Here is a 14,856-nt window from a genome sequence, read left to right as displayed (position 1 = left end):
CGGCCCGACGGGCTTCCAGCAGGACACGCCCCCACCCGCACGAGTCACTCGTGCCCTGGGGGAGACCAGTCCGTGTCCATGCTTCACGGCGACGGCGACGGCGACAGCGGCAGCGATCCCGGGCACCGCACCGTGGCGGTGCCCCGAGCCGCAATAGGTACCGCGTCTCAGCGTCCCAGTGACAGCGCCGTCCACGGGCTCTTGGGGTCGGCCGTCAGCAGCCGGTGGGAGTCGCGGACCTCGCGGTACCAGGAGCCGAAGGTGTCCTCGTCGAAGTGGAGGCAGCGGCCCAGGACGTAGCCGAGGGAGAAGTTGGTCCAGTTGCCGTACTCCTCCGCTGCGGCGGTCCCGACGACGCGGAGCGCTTCGCGGGCCTCGTCCGGGTCGGCGAAGCCCGCGTCGACGCCCCAGCAGGCCATGTTGGCGGCCCGGCCCAGGTCCCAGGCCAGGGTGCGGCGCACAGTGTCGTGCGGGGCGAGCAGACCGTCCTCGCGGAAGCGGGCCTCGTAGCGCAGTACGCGACCGATGGTCTCGCGGAGGGCGGCGGAGGTCTCCTTCAGTTCGGGGTGGCGGGGGCCGAGCCGGTTCACCAGCCACTGGCCGACGGCGTCGTTCCACGCCTGCTCCGAGATCGGCCGGCCGGCCGCCGGAGTGACCTCCTGTCGTACGAGGAGGGCGGCGCGGGCGCCCATGGCCGTGTCCCACAGCGGGGTGGAGACCTGGCCGTCGAGCAGTTCCTGCACCATCTCGTGCCACTGATACGCGTCGGTGACGCCCCACATGGCCTTGAGCCGGGTGCGCTCCCAATTGGGCGCCGGGCGCGGGTCGGCGACGGTGTTCCACGGGTTGCCGTTGGCGTACTTCAGATGTGCCCCGCAGGCGAGCCCGCGCAGCACCGCCTGCTCCGTCTCGCCTCCCGAGCGGGCCGACCGAAGCCGGTTGCCCACCCAGGGGAATATCGGAGACTTGCGGAGAAAACCAAACACACTCGACCCCCGTGCGGAACGGACCTTTCCGAGAACAGTGCGGGAGCCTATCCGTGCTGCCGGCCCGGATCAGCGTGCGGGTGCGGTCCCGGCGGTCAGCGCACCGACCTGTGCGGCGCCGCTGTCCCTCAGCACTTCATCGAGCTGCTGCGCCGGCCGCACCAGTGCGAAGCGGATACCGCCGTCGGAGTCACGCCAGAAGCCGTGCACGGCGGGCCGGGGAAGGCTGTTGTACTGGAAGGGCGTGGAGAAGTAATAGGCGCCGGTGTCCCACAGGGCGACCACATCGCCGGGTTCCAGTTCGGGCAGTGCCTTCTCGCGCGCCAGCAGGTCCCCGGCGAAGCAGCACGGTCCTGCGACGTCCTGCACCACCTCAGGTGTGCTCTTCGGTGCGCCCTGCGCGTCGAAGGCGCCCACCCGAAGGGGCCACGACTCAGGGGCGAACGCGGTGCGCGTCGCCACGTGTGCTCCCGCGTGGGTGATGGCGATCCGCCGGCCCCCGGAGGTCTTGGTGTATTCCACCAGTGCGGCGATGAAGCCCTGTTTGGCCAGGAGCGAGCGGCCGAACTCGGTGACGAGGGTGTACCGGCCGTCGAACAGGCCCGGGACGGTGTGGCGCAGCAGCCGCGCGTACGAGTCGAAGGACGGCTCGGTCTCGTCACCCGTGAAGTTGACCGGGAGGCCGCCGCCGATGTCGAGGGTGTCGATCTGCTGTCTGCCCGCCGCTCGGTTGATCTGTTCGGCCAGTTCGAAGACGACTCGTACGGACTCGGCCATCAGCTCCAGGGGCACGCCCTGTGAACCGGTGTGGGTGTGCAGCCGGGTCAGCCAGGGGCGGGCCAGAAAGCTGTCGACGATCCACTGTTCGGCACCCTCGTCGCGCAGCGCCACCCCGAACTTCGAGGTCTCCGTCGCGGTGCTCATGGCGCCGATGGAACCGGTGCCCACCTGGGGGTTGATCCGCAGACCGAGCGGGGCGCCGGGAGGCTGCCCGGCGGCGGAGCGCTCGGCGACCAGGGCGTCGAGGCGGGCGAGCTCCTGCCGGTTGTCGGCGTTGACCGCGACACCGCTCTCCAGCGCGTCCCGCAGCTCGGCCACGGTCTTGGCGGGGGAGTCGAGGACTGTGCGCGCGGCGGGTACGCCCGCCGCGCGGGCGAGTGCCAGCTCCCCGGGACTCGCCACCTCGCAGCCGATCCCCTCGGCGGCCAGCAGTTCCAGTACGGGCACCAGCGAGGCCGCCTTGACGGCGAAGGTGTGCAGCACGGGGGAGGGGCCGGCGAACGCGGTGTGCAGCTGCCGGGCGGCCTCCCTGATGCCCTCCACGTCCAGCAGCGCTACGACCGGGGCGTGCGGGCCGAGCAACCGCTCGCGGACTCCTGCGACGATCGCGTCCTGTCTGCGCGTCACGGTGTCCAGCACCATTCGTCGCTCCCTTCTCGTGCGCCGGTCGAGTAGATCGAACCAGGCGGTCGCCCAGGTAGTCGAACCGGGCGGTGGCCCAGGCAGTCAACCAGGCGATGGGCCGAGAGGTCGAGACCAGTGGGGCGGGATCAGCGCCAGGTTGGGATCAGCGCCAGTGGGGCGGGGCCGGCGCCAGTGGGGTGGCGGTCCCGGGGTCCGAAGGGGAACCGGGCGGCGTCACAGTTGCTCGTTCCACTGGTCGAGGAGGCTGTCGGCGTCCTGCTCGGCGCCGTTCGCCTCGGGGTGCAGGTTCTGCTCGGTCCACATCACCTTGCCGTGCGGCGTGTAACGGGTCCCCCAGCGCTCGGCGAGCTGGGCGACGAGGAACAGGCCGCGCCCGCCCTCCTCGGTTGCGGCCGCGCGGCGCAGATGGGGCGAGGTACTGCTGCCGTCGGCGACCTCGCAGGTGAGGGAGGTCTGATACAGCAGCCGGACCCGGATGGGTTCGCTGCCGTAGCGGATGGCGTTGGTGACCAGCTCGCTGAGGATGAGCTCGGTGGTGAAGGACGCCTCCTCCAGCCCCCATTCGGTCAGCTTGCGGTTCACGTTGGCGCGCAGCGGGGCCACTGCGCCGGATTCGGCGGGCACGTCCCACTGCGCGACCCGGTCCGGCGCGAGCACCCGGGCGCGGGCCACCAGCAGTGCCACGTCGTCGCTGGGCTCGGCGGGCAGCAGGGCGTCCAGCACGGCCCGGCAGGTCTCCTCGGGGGTTTCGCCGGGGTGACCGGTCAGCGTCTCGTGCAGAAGGGCGAGACCGTCGTCGATGTCCCGTTCGCGGTCCTCCACGAGACCGTCCGTGAAGAGGACGAGCCGACTGTCGCGGGGCAGCAGCAGTTCGGCCGTCTCGAACGGTGCGCCGCCCAGCCCGAGCGGCAGCCCGACAGGCACGTCGGGGAACTCCACGGAGCCGTCGGGCAGCACGAGAGCGGGTCCCGGGTGGCCGGCGCGGGCCATGGTGCAGCGGCCGGAGACCGCGTCGTAGATGGCGTACAGACAGGTGGCTCCGGTGACCATCGCGCCGTTGCTCTCGGCTGTCTGGTCCTGGTCGATCCTGTCGACCAGTTCGTCCAGGTGCGCCAGCAGTTCCTCGGGGGTCAGGTCGAGGGAGGAGAAATTGAGCACTGCGGTGCGCAGTCGGCCCATCGTCGCGGCAGCGTGCAGCCCGTGGCCGACCACGTCGCCCACCACCAGCGCCACCCGGGCGCCGGGCAGCGGGATGACGTCGAACCAGTCGCCGCCGACCCCGGCTCTGGTGGGCCGGTAGCGGGAGGCCACCTCGAGGGCGTCCTGTTCGGGCAGCCCGCGGGGCAGCAGGCTGCGCTGGAGGGTGACCGCCATGGCGTTCTCCCGGGTGTACCGGCGGGCGTTGTCGATGCTGACCGCGGCGCGCGCCGTCAGCTCCTCAGCGAAGGCCAGGTCCTCCTCGTCGTAGGGCTCGCTCTGGTCGGTACGCCAGAAGCCGGCGGTGCCCAGCACCTTGCCGCGCGCCCGCAGCGGGGTGCTGATCAGCGAGCGGATGCCGTACTCCAGGGCCCGTCTGCCGTGTTCGGGGTTGTGCGCCAGCCAGTCGTGCGCCTCCCGGAGGTCGGTCTCCAGCACGGCCTGCCCGCTCTCCTCCACGGTCTGGCCGGTGCTGGGAACGGTGACGCTGCGGACGACTTCCCCCACCGGGCGGAGGGGCACGTCGTCGCGGATGCCGCTGATGGCCGTGCGGCGGATGTCGGTGCGTGCGGCGGTGGGCTCCTCCCCGCGCAGCACAGGGTCCGACAGCTCGACGGTGGCGAAGTCGGCGAACCGGGGCACGGCCACCTCGGTCAGCTCCTCGGCGGTGCGCGCCACATCCAGCGTGGTGCCGATCCGCACCCCGGCCTCGTACAGCAGCCGCAGCCGCTCCCGTGCCCCCTCGGCGCGGCCTTCCAGCGCGTGCAGCTCGGTGGTGTCCCGCAGGGTCGCCACTCGGCCCGGCGGACCCTCCCCACCGCGGGTGGAGCGGACGTTGACGGCCAGCAGTCTGCCCCTGGCCAGGTGCACCTCGTCCGAGGCGGTACGGCCCGATGCCAGCAGCGTCGCCATTCCGGCACCAAGGCCGACCTCGTCGACGCGGCGGCCCTCGGCGTCCTCGGGCAGCTCCAGCAGCCGTCTGGCCTCGTGGTTGACGAGCACCAGCCGCCCCGTGTCGTCGAGAATGAGCACTCCTTCCCGCACGGCGTGCAGCACCGCGTCGTGGTGCTCGTACATGCGCGTCATCTCTTCGGTGCCCAGCCCGTGCGTCTGGCGCCGCAGCCGTCTGCTCACCAGCGCGGAGCTCCCGGAGGCGAGGGCCAGCGCCCCGGCGGCCGACATCAACAGCACGGGGAGCTGGTCCTTCACTCCCTGGTTCACCCGCGAGACGGTGACTCCGGTGGACACCAGCCCGATGAGGGTGCCGTCCGGGTCGGTGACGGGAACGGCGGAGTTCACGGTCGGGCCGGGTGCCGCCTGGAGGGTCTCGGTGGTGGAGTGTCCCTCGCGGGCCTCCTCGACGACGTCCTTGAAGGGCCCGCTGACACGCTTGCCGATCAGACCGGGCTCCGGCGCTGTGACCCTGATTCCGTCGGGCTTCCAGACGACGACGTAGGACACGTCGGTCGCCGCGCGTACCGCCTGCGCACGTGGCTGGAGCTTGGCCGTGGGGTTCTTCCCGTCCAGTGCGGAGATCACTTCCGGTGACTGGGCGAAGGTCCTGGCGACGGCGAGAGCCTGTTTGCGGGCCTGGCGGATGCTGTCCCACCGGGCGTGCACTACGAAGGCGATGACGACGGCGACCATCAGCAGCACGATGACCGTCACCTGGAGGACGAAGACCTCTCCGGCGACGGTACGGGGACCGAAGGGGAGCCGGAAGCGGCGTTTGCGGGGCGGTGGCTGTCCGGCGCCGGACGTTCCCGATTCCGTGGTGCGCTCGGCGCCGGGGCCGCGGGAGCGCGCGGAGGCGGGCGGCAGTCGGCGGTGCCGCTCGCGCCGAGCCGACCGGCGCCCGAAGAGTCCGCGCATGCCCCTTTTCTAGCAGTTCGTCGGATTCTGAGCCTCCGTCGACTCGGGCGTTCGCCTCCGGGGAACGGGCAGTCGAGGGCCACGAGCAAGGGCTTGTCAAGAATCCAAGATTCTGTTTACTGTTCCTTCGTGAACGGTTACGACGAGCGGTTCCTGACCCGCAACGGCCTGGCGGCGCGCCAGCTCGCGCTCCTCCTGCTGGAGTACGAGCCGGAGACGCGGCTGCCCCGCGTGCGGGATTTCGCCGAGGAACTGGGATGCGGCAACGGCACCGTGCAGGCCGCGCTGCGGCTGCTGGAGGAGGCGGGGGCGATCGAGATCGCCGCGCGCGGCCATCTGGGCACCTTCCTCGTCCGGTCGGACCGCTCGGTCCTGTGGCGGCTCTCCGGCCTCGGCACCCTGCTCGCCGCGATGCCGCTGCCCTACTCCCGCCGCTACGAGGGGCTGGCCACCGGGCTGCGCGCCGCCTTCGACGACGCCGGGACGCCGTTCGCCATCACCTTCATGCGGGGTGCGGGCAGCAGAGCCACGGCGCTGCTCGAGGGCAAGGCGGACCTGGTGGTCCTCTCCCGCTTCGCCGCCGACCGCCTGATCGAGGAGTATCCGGAAGACCTCTCCCTGGTGGTCGATCTCGGCCCCACCACATATGTGGGGGCGCACGGGGTGCTGCTGCGGGAGGGCGGCTCGCTGGACGTGCCCGGGCTGCGCGTCGCGGTCGACCACGCCTCGGAAGACCAGCGGATGCTCGCCGAACGGGCGTTCTCGGGGCGGGACGACGTCGAGTGGATCGAGTGCTCCTACATGCAGCTGCCCGACCTGCTGGCACAGAACAAGGCGGACGCCACCGTCTGGAATCTGGACGAAGTGCAGGGCCGGATCGACGCGGGTATCGAGGTGCTGCCGCTCGGCGACGAGATAACGCGCGACCTCTCGCTGCGGAACTCCAGCGCGGCCGTCATCGGCAGAGCCGAGAGCGTGGCCGCCCTGCACGCCATACGGGACGCCATCGACACCGAACGGGTGACGGAGCTTCAGGGCGAGGTCGTCAGAGGAGACCTGATGCCCTCCTACTGACCCGGCCGGCCCGCCTACGGGCGGCCGGTCCCGTCTCCGGACGGCCGGGGCGGCACCCACAACGGACGCGGACGGACAGGGCTCGGGCCGCCGCGAGAATCCAGAATCCAGATTTCTGCCGTTTTCTGTCACCGTCGAGGAGAACCCGTGGACGATCAGCTCGCACTCCGCCTCCAGCTCTTCCGCGAGGGCGGCCACGTCCGGCCGGAAGTGGTCGACTTCGTGACGGCCGAGCTGTCCGCCCTCGCCGCCGAGGGCGCCCAGGTCACCGAGGAGACGGCGGGCATGCTGACGAGCCATCTGGTGATGGCCCTCACCCGGCTGCTGGACGGCGAGCCCATCGAGAAGTTCCAGACGGACGAACAGATCATCGCCGAGCTGGCCGACCACCCGGCCGCCGTGGAGCGGGCCCGCCGCGTCGCCGCCCGTGCCGAGGCGGAGCTCGGCGCCACTCTGCCCCGTTCCGAAATCAACTTCCTCGCCCTGCACCTGGCTGTTCTCGCCCAGCGCATATCCGGCTGAGCCATCCGGCCTCCACCCACCCCACCCGACGGGCCGCACCCGCCCACCGGTCACAGCACACATGAGAGGCACCCACCCATGACGAAGATCCTCACCGGCGGCGTCGGCAAGACCGAGGTCGCGAACGCCGTCGACGCGCTCGGTCTCGACGGCGTCGAAGTCGCGGTCTCCAGCGACATGGACGCCGCCATGAAGCTCCGCTCCGGCCAGGCCGACTACTTCCTCGGCACCTGTCACACCGGCGCCGGCGCCTCCCTGGGTGTGCTGGTCGGCCTGCTGGGGCAGCCCGCCTGCCACACCTTCGGGCGCTCGGTGCCCACCGAGGAGCAGGTCGCTGCGCTGCTGGCCGACGGCAAGAAGGTCTTCGGCTTCTCCATGGACCAGATCGACACCATCGCCCCCCTGCTCGCCCGCGCCGTCGCCGCGCGCGCCTGACCGGGTCCGGCACAGACACCCCGGGCGTGAAGGAGCGACCCTGTGAGCCTCAAGAGCACCGCCGGCCTCCAACTGGCCGCTGACGCCGGACTGGACCTCTCGCTGCCGCAGCAGCTGACCGTCATCCTCCTGTGTGCGCTGACCGCGTTGGTCTCGCACATGGCGCTCGCCGTCTTCAACGACGGAGTGCGCCCTTTCATGCTGGACTTCATCCACGGGCGCACCACCCGCTCGGCCACCACGGCGGTCTCCTTCGGGCTCTCCGCCGGCTTCATCTTCGGCCTCGGCGCGCCGATGGCGCTCTCCTCCGGCGTCCTCAACCCGTGGCTGCTCTTCCTGCCCACCGACATCCTGGGCCTGTTGGCGCCGAAGAAGTGGCTGGCGCCGCTGCTGGGCGCCGGCTGGGGAGCGGTCGTCGTCTTCGGGCTCAACGGCGCCAACGAGGTGGCACACGACCTGCCCGTCGACTTCCTGACGGCCATGCAGCAGATGTCGACGCCGATCCTCTTCCTCTTCACGCTCTTCCCGGTGCTGGCCATCACCAAGCAGTTCGGCCGGGCCTGGGGCGCGGCGGCGGGCGTCGTCGAACTCGCCCTCGTGGTGCTGACGATGAAGGTGTGGCCCAACATGTTCGCGGGTGCTCTCGCGATGGCCGTCGGCGTGCTGCTGCTGATCGGCCTCGCGGTGCGCCGGGATCTGGTGCAGCGCAAGGCCGACCGCGAGGCCCGGGCCAAGGCCGGCCGTGCGGCCGGGTCCGGGGGTGGAGAAGGAGCCGAAGCCGGAGCCCGGGCGGAGGCCGCCGCCCCGGCCCCGCCCGAGGACGATCCGATGGCCTCGCTGTTCACCAGCAGCGCGGCCCGGCTGCGCCGCTACCTCCCGCTGTTCATGGTGCTGGGCGCCGGTGTCTGTGTGCTGGCGCAGATGCACATATTCGGCGGTGGTGAGGCCACCAGCTTCCTGATAGCCAAGGGCCACATATCGGAGGCGGCGCAGGTCGACTTCTACCGCTTCTTCGGCTTCCTTCCGCTGATCGCGACGACGGCGCTGGCCTCGGGCGCCTACGGCATCGCCGGTTTCACGCTCGTCTACCCGATCGGCTACCTGATGCCGAACCCCGTTCTGGCGGCGATAGCCGGAGCGGCCGTGTTCGCCCTGGAGATCCTGGCCCTCTCCTCGATCGGGAAGGTCCTCGGCAAGCTGCCCAGCGTCCGCGACTCGTCCGAACACCTGCGCAACGCCATCGGCGAGAGCCTCCGTCTGGCCATCCTCTTCGGCTCGCTGATGGCGGCCAACGCGATGGGCGCCGGGCTCGGCATCCTCATCGTGGGCGGGCTCTACCTGCTCAACGAGGCGATGGGGCGGCCCGTCGTACGGATGGCGGCTGCGCCTGCCGCGGTGCTCGTCGGCGGTGTCCTGCTGAACGTCCTCCACTGGCTCGACCTGTTCACCCCGCTCAAGAGCTAATCCGCCGGTCCGCTCCCAGGGCCGGCCCGGCCGTCATGGCCTGCCCCGCCAGGGGCAGGCCCCTCCCGGCCGGCGTCCCAGGCCGTGCTGCCACAGGAAGGCCCACCATGAGCTCCACCGCCACCCCCCACGGCACCGAACCGCTGCTGCAAACCGTCGCGGGAGCGCTGCCCGCAGCCTCCGTGGGCGGTCCAGCGCTGGCCCATGAGCACCTCGTCCTCGACCTGGACCGCAAGGGCGACGGCGCCGCCGTTCTCGATGCGCGGCGGCACGGCCCGGCCGTCAGCCGCGAGCTCGCCGAGCTGCGCGAGGAGTTCGGGCTGGCCCTCGTCATCGAGCAGACCTGCCGGGGCATGGGCCGGGACCCGGGAGCGCTGGCCCGGATCGCCGAGGAGAGCGGGGTCGCCGTCGTCGCCGCGACCGGGTGGTACTACGAGCCGTACCACCCGGCGGCCGACCTGGCGGGCGCCTCCGTCGAACAACTCACCGCCACTCTGGTGCGGGAGATCCACGAGGGGATCACCGGCCCTGACGGCAGACCGACCGGAATCCGGCCCGGAGTGCTCGGCGAGGTGGGCAGCCACGGAGAGGTCCCCAGCGAGCCGGAGACCCGCTCGCTGCGCGCCGCAGCGCGGGCGGCCGTCGCCACCGGCCTGTCCGTCGCCACCCACGCCCAGCTCGGCCACGGCGGACTCGCCCAGCTCGACGTGCTGACCGGCGCGGGCCTCGCCCCGCACCGGATCTGCGTCGGCCACCAGGACCTGCTCACCGCCCCGGCCGTCCACCGACGGCTCGCCGCCGAGGGCGCGTACGTCGCCTTCGACACCGTCGGCAAGAAGAGCTACCAGAGCGACGAGGTGCGGCTGCGGCTGCTGCTCGCGCTGCTGGAGGCAGGCCACGCCGACCGGGCGCTGCTCAGCTGCGACATCTCCCGCCACGGCTATCTGCGGTCCGAGGGCGGCCAGGGCTACGGCCATCTGTTCCGCTCCTTCCTTCCCGCCGCCCGCGACGCGGGAGTCGACGACGACCTGATCGATGTGCTGACCCGGCGCAACCCGCTGCGCTTTCTGACCGGCGCGAGCCCGGAGGAGATCTGAGATGGCCGAGACACCAGCAACCGAGACGCCGGTCAACGAGACACTGGCCGACGAGACGCCGGGCAACACCGCCCCGACGGCCGTCCCCGGGCCGGTGCCTCCGCCGCTGCCCCCTACCTTCCCGCTGGCCACTGTTCCGGTCGAGGAGGCGGTCGAACAGCAGTTCCGGCTGCTGGAGGCAACCACCGCGCACTTCGGCGGGACACAACTGTTCGCCGCCGACGCCGGAGTGGTGCCCGGACTCGGGCGGCCGCAGACCACCGCGCGCGTCGAGGCCGTGCTGGCCACCTACTTCGGGGCCGAGGACGCCGCGCTGGTGCAGGGCGCGGGCACCGGCGCGATCCGGGCCGCGCTGAGCGCCGCTGTCGGATCGGGCGAGCCGCTGCTCATCCACCGGGCACCCGTCTACCGCACCACAGCCGTCACCCTGCGCGGGCTGGGCGTCGAGACGGTCGAGGCCGACTTCAACGACCTCGGCGCGCTGCGGGCCGCACTCGCCACCGGCCGCTTCCGCTGGGCGTACGTCCAGCACACCCGGCAGCGGCTGGCCGACTCCTACGACCCGGGCGAGGTCCTGGCCGCCTGCCGCGAGGCCGGGGTCCGCACGCTCACCGACGACAACTACGCCGTCTTCCGGGTGCCCGCCTCCGGCGTGGAACTGGGGGCCGACGCCTCCTGCTTCTCGCTGTTCAAGCTGCACGGCCCGGAAGGCGTCGGCGCTGTGGTCGGTGCCGCGGACCTGGTCGCCCGCGTGCACGCCGACAACTACTCGGGCGGCGGCCAAGTCCAGGGCCACCAGGCGCTGGACGCGCTGCGCGCCCTCACCCATGTGCCGGTGATGTGGGCGGTGCAGTCCCGCGTCGGCGCCGAGGTCGCCGAGCGCCTCGCCGCCGGCGAGGTGCCGGGAGTCGCCGATGTGCGCCTGGCCAACGCGCAGGACAGATGCCTGCTCATCCAGCTCGACGCACCCCTGGCCGGGCGACTCCCCGAGGTGGCGGCCCGGTTCGGTGCCGCGCCCTATCCGGTGGGCTCCAACTCGCGGTACGAGATCGCGCCGCTCTTCTACCGGATGTCCAGCTCGGCCCTGGAGGACGCACCGGAGCTGGCCGACTGGGTGGTCCGCGTCAATCCGATGCGCGCCGGCGCCGAGCTCGTCCTCGGCATCCTGCGCCGCTCCCTGGAAGTGCTCCGCGCCGAATCACCCACTGCCGCCCCTGCCGACGCCCCCACGGCTACCCCGACCGCTACCTCCGCCGGTGCCCCGACCGCCGCCCCCGCTGCCCCGCACGAAGCTGAGAAGCACCGCACAAAGGACTGACGTGTTCCTCGACAGCCTCCTCGCCCGCAACCCGGAGCTCGCCGACACCGCGGCCGACCTCCACCGGCGCGGCGAGATCCCGCCCGACACCTACGTCATGGACCTGGACGCCGTCGCGGAGAACGCCACCCTCCTCGCGGGCGAGGCCGAACGGCTCGGCCTGTCCCTCTGGTTCGTCGTCAAGCAGTTCGGCCGCAACCCGGAGCTGATCCGCGCCGTCTCGCGCGCCATTCCGTCCTTCGCCGCCATCGACCCCGCCGAGGCCCGCACGCTGCACGCCGCGGGCGCCCGCGCGGGCAACCTCGGCCACCTCGTGCAGGTCCCGCACCGGGCACTGCCCGAGATGCTCGGCTGGCGGCCGGAGGCCGTCACGGTCTTCGACCTGGCCAACGCGCGAGCCGTCTCGGCGGCGGCCCAGGGCCTCGGCCACGTCCAGGACGTACTCATCCGGCTCGAAGGCCCGGCCGGCGCCGGCTACCCGGGCCAGGAGGGCGGGGTCCCACTCTCCGCACTCGACGCGTTCGCGGAGGAGGCCGAGCGGCTGCCGGGCATCAGAATCGCGGGCGTCACCGCGTTCCCCTGTGTGCTGTGCGACCCGGAGACCGGCGCCCCGGCACCCACCCCCGGTTTCGACGTCGCCCTCAAGGCCCGGGAACTGCTCGCCGCACGTGGCCACCAGGACCTCAAGCTCAGTGCCCCCAGCGCCACCTCCATGGCCAGCCTGCCCCTGCTCGCCCGGCTCGGCGCCACCCATGGCGAGCCCGGTCACGCCCTCACCGGCACCACTCCGCTGCACGCGCTCGATCCCGGTCAGCCCGAGCGGCCCGCTTACGTGTACGTCACGGAGGTCGCACATACGCTGGCCGACGGCCGCCCGGCGGTGTTCGGGGGCGGGTTCTATCCCCGGGCCCGTATCGCCTCAGCGCTGCTGCCGCGCACCGGCCGGCGGCTGTCCGTGCAGAGTGCGCCCGCCGAGAACATCGACTACTACCGGCTGTTGTCCGCGCCCCCGCCCGCGCCGCTCGCGCCCCCGCCCGCGCCCGCGCCGCTCGCGTCCGCGCCGCCCGCGCCCGGGGACGCGCCCGGGGACGGGGACGGGGACGGGCCGCGGGAAGGCGGACAGGTGCGCGCCGGTGACACGGTGCTGCTGGCGTTCCGTACGCAGATCTTCGTGACCCGCTCCACGGTGGCGGTGGTGGCCGGCCTCTCGTCCGGAAAACCTCGACTGACCGGGCTCTACGACGCACACGGGAGGGCGCTGTGACCAGCGGGACCCAGGAGGCCCACCACGGTCGGGGAGCGGCACAAGAAGCGCAGGACCGTGGCCGTTCGGGGAAGGTGCCCGGCCGGGGCCGTACCGTCATCGTCGTCGTCGACGGGTTCGGCATCGGCGCGATGCCGGACGCCGGGGCGCTGCGGCCCGGCGACGCCGCCGCTGACACCTGCGGCCATGTGCTCGACCACGCCCGCGAGTCGCTCGGCCGGCCGCTGCGGCTGCCGGTGCTCGGCGCGCTGGGCCTCGGCCTGGTCCACCCGCACCCCGACCTCGCGCGCACTGCCCGGCTGCCGGTGGCGGCAGGCCGGGCCGCGCTGGGCTACCCCGGCGCCGACACGTTCGCCGGCCACCAGACGATGATGGGCGCGGACTTCAGCAGGGTGACGGTCGCCCGGCTCGGCGACCACCTGGGGGAGGTGACGGAGGCCCTCCAGGCGGCGGACCACCGCGTCGAACGCCTCGACGGCAGGGCGCTGTTGCTGGTCGACGGCAGCGTGCTGGTGCACGACAACCTGGAGGCTGACCCCGGCATCAACTGGAACGCCTCGGCCAGGCTCGAGGACCTCGCCTTCGACGGCATCCTCCGCGTCGCCCGCACGGTGCGCGAGGTGGCGCCGGTGGCCAGGGTCATCGCGGTCGGCGGCCATGCGGACGGCCCGCTGCGCGAGTTCGTCCGCGACGGCGACGGCGGAACGGTGGGCCTGGACACCCCGGCCAGCGGCCTCTACCGCAACGGCGGTCTCCAGGTGCGGCACCTGGGCGCGGAGCTGGACCACACCCGGCAGCTCCCGGAACTCGCCGCGCGAGCCGGAGTCCCCGTCACACTCGTCGGCAAGGCCGCGGACATCCTGGCGTGCGAGGCGGCCGTCCGCCGTCCCGCCGTGGCCACGGCCGAGGTGCTCGCGCACACCGTGGAGGCCGCTCGCGCGCCGGGCGAGTCGCTGGTCGTGGCCAATGTGCAGGAGAGCGATCTGGCGGGCCATCAGCGGGACCCGGAGCGGTACGCGCGCATCCTGGAGCAGGTCGACGCGGGCCTGGCCGCACTGGTCGCGCTGCTGGACCGGCCCGGCGACCGCCTCGTCGTCACCGGCGACCACGGCAACGACCCCACGATCGGGCACGCCTACCACACCCGTGAGTATGTGCCCCTGCTCATCCACCGGCCGGGCGCCGCCACCGTCGATCTGCTGCCGGACGCCGGCAGCCTGGCCGATGTGGGCGCCACAGCCGCGGCGGCCCTCGGACTCGACCCCGCGGGCCTCGCCAGCGGGGAGCGGATACCGGAGGGCGCGGCCGCCTGAGCGATCATGGGTCGGAGTCCGTGCAGTACCGCCGCCGAAGGAAAGGACCGCGAACGTCGTGCGCACAGTGAACCTTCCCTCAGGTACGCCCGTCCCGGCGCTCGGCCAGGGCACCTGGCACATGGGCGACGACCCCTCCCGGCGCGCCCAGGAACTGGACGCGCTGCGCACCGGCATCGACCAGGGCATGACGCTCATCGACACGGCCGAGATGTACGGCAGCGGCGCCGCCGAGGAGCTGGTCGGCGAGGCCGTCAAGGGGCGCAGGGACGAGGTGTTCCTCGTCAGCAAGGTGCTGCCGTCCAACGCCGACCGGCGCGGCACCGTCGAAGCGTGCCGGGCCAGCCTGCGCCGGCTGGGCACCGACCGCATCGATCTGTACCTGCTGCACTGGCGCGGCGGAGTCCCGCTGGCGGAGACCGTCGAGGCGCTGGACGGGCTGGTCGACGAGGGAGACATCCGCTTCTGGGGGGTCAGCAACCTGGACACCGACGACCTGGCAGACCTCCCGGAAGGCGCCGTGCCCGCCACCGACCAGGTCCTCTACAACCTCACCCGGCGCGGCCCGGAGTTCGACCTGCTGCCCCGCTGCCGGGAGCTGTCGGTGCCCGTGATGGCGTACTCGCCCGTCGAGCAGGGACGGCTCCTGGACCACCCGGCGCTCCGCTCGGTCGCCGACGCGCACGGTGCGACGCCCGCGCAGGTGGCGCTGGCCTGGGTGCTGCGCCACCCGGACGTCATCGCGATTCCCAAAGCCTCCTCTCGCGCCCATGTCGAGGAGAACCGCGCGGCGGCCGACCTGCACCTGACCGAGGAGGACCTCGCCGCGCTGAACGAGGCGTTCCCCCCGCCGAGCCGCAGGCGCCCGCTGGAAATCCTCTGAGGGCCC

General features: G+C 72.6%; 12 protein-coding genes. 9 read left to right on the top strand and 3 right to left on the bottom strand.

From position 1 onward, the window contains the following. Positions 1-167: 167 nt before the first annotated feature. The 3 genes from JW592_RS08645 to JW592_RS08635 all read right to left on the bottom strand — a co-directional run bounded on the left by JW592_RS08645 (position 168) and on the right by JW592_RS08635 (position 5,480). Positions 168-947 (bottom strand): DUF1266 domain-containing protein, encoded by a 780-nt coding sequence (locus tag JW592_RS08645; RefSeq protein WP_209264331.1) that lies wholly within the window; start codon positions 945-947, stop codon positions 168-170. A 108-nt stretch (positions 948-1,055) separates the two neighbouring features. Further along, entirely contained in the window at positions 1,056-2,408 is a 1,353-nt protein-coding gene (locus JW592_RS08640) for a type III PLP-dependent enzyme domain-containing protein (protein ID WP_209264330.1), read from the bottom strand. A 216-nt stretch (positions 2,409-2,624) separates the two neighbouring features. Continuing rightward, on the bottom strand, positions 2,625-5,480 hold the full coding sequence (locus JW592_RS08635) for a SpoIIE family protein phosphatase (protein ID WP_209264329.1): 2,856 nt from the start codon (positions 5,478-5,480) through the stop codon (positions 2,625-2,627). Between the two features lie 129 nt (positions 5,481-5,609). On the opposite strand from JW592_RS08635, the gene yhfZ reads away from it, so the two are divergent. The 9 genes from yhfZ (at position 5,610) to JW592_RS08590 (ending at position 14,850) form a co-directional block, all read left to right on the top strand. Next, positions 5,610-6,554, top strand: coding sequence for a GntR family transcriptional regulator YhfZ (gene yhfZ, locus JW592_RS08630; RefSeq protein ID WP_209264328.1), 945 nt, complete (start codon positions 5,610-5,612; stop codon positions 6,552-6,554). 147 nt (positions 6,555-6,701) lie between these two features. Continuing rightward, on the top strand, positions 6,702-7,076 hold the full coding sequence (locus JW592_RS08625) for a PRD domain-containing protein (protein WP_209264327.1): 375 nt from the start codon (positions 6,702-6,704) through the stop codon (positions 7,074-7,076). 78 nt (positions 7,077-7,154) lie between these two features. Next, on the top strand, positions 7,155-7,511 hold the full coding sequence (locus JW592_RS08620) for a DUF2620 domain-containing protein (RefSeq protein WP_209264326.1): 357 nt from the start codon (positions 7,155-7,157) through the stop codon (positions 7,509-7,511). 42 nt (positions 7,512-7,553) lie between these two features. Then, positions 7,554-8,975 carry a YhfT family protein gene (locus JW592_RS08615; RefSeq protein WP_307805335.1) on the top strand — a complete coding sequence of 474 codons (1,422 nt, stop codon included), beginning with the start codon at positions 7,554-7,556 and terminating at the stop codon, positions 8,973-8,975. A gap of 107 nt (positions 8,976-9,082) precedes the next feature. Continuing rightward, positions 9,083-10,072, top strand: a complete 990-nt coding sequence (locus tag JW592_RS08610) for a phosphotriesterase family protein (protein WP_209264325.1) — start codon at positions 9,083-9,085, stop codon at positions 10,070-10,072. 94 nt (positions 10,073-10,166) lie between these two features. Continuing rightward, the gene (locus tag JW592_RS08605) at positions 10,167-11,390 is read left to right on the top strand and encodes an aminotransferase class V-fold PLP-dependent enzyme (protein ID WP_307805343.1); all 1,224 of its coding nucleotides are present in this window, start codon (positions 10,167-10,169) and stop codon (positions 11,388-11,390) included. 1 nt (position 11,391) lies between these two features. After that, entirely contained in the window at positions 11,392-12,654 is a 1,263-nt protein-coding gene (locus JW592_RS08600; RefSeq protein ID WP_209264323.1) for an alanine racemase, read from the top strand. 74 nt (positions 12,655-12,728) lie between these two features. Next, positions 12,729-13,967 (top strand): phosphopentomutase, encoded by a 1,239-nt coding sequence (locus JW592_RS08595; protein WP_307805342.1) that lies wholly within the window; start codon positions 12,729-12,731, stop codon positions 13,965-13,967. Between the two features lie 58 nt (positions 13,968-14,025). Then, the gene (locus JW592_RS08590; RefSeq protein WP_307805334.1) at positions 14,026-14,850 is read left to right on the top strand and encodes an aldo/keto reductase; all 825 of its coding nucleotides are present in this window, start codon (positions 14,026-14,028) and stop codon (positions 14,848-14,850) included. The last annotated feature ends 6 nt before the right edge of the window (positions 14,851-14,856 follow it).

Origin of the sequence: Streptomyces spirodelae, assembly GCF_017676385.1 — a bacterium.
GTDB classification, from domain to species: Bacteria; Actinomycetota; Actinomycetes; order Streptomycetales; family Streptomycetaceae; genus Streptomyces; species Streptomyces spirodelae.
Note: the sequence above shows the minus strand (reverse complement) of the source record. Positions and strands in the feature narration are given on the sequence as shown.

Coding starts and splice junctions, on each gene's coding strand:
- JW592_RS08640 (WP_209264330.1), bottom strand. CDS start 2,408: ATGGTGCTGGACACCGTGACGCGCAGACAGGACGCGATCGTCGCAGGA.
- JW592_RS08635 (WP_209264329.1), bottom strand. CDS start 5,480: ATGCGCGGACTCTTCGGGCGCCGGTCGGCTCGGCGCGAGCGGCACCGC.
- JW592_RS08620 (WP_209264326.1), top strand. CDS start 7,155: ATGACGAAGATCCTCACCGGCGGCGTCGGCAAGACCGAGGTCGCGAAC.
- JW592_RS08610 (WP_209264325.1), top strand. CDS start 9,083: ATGAGCTCCACCGCCACCCCCCACGGCACCGAACCGCTGCTGCAAACC.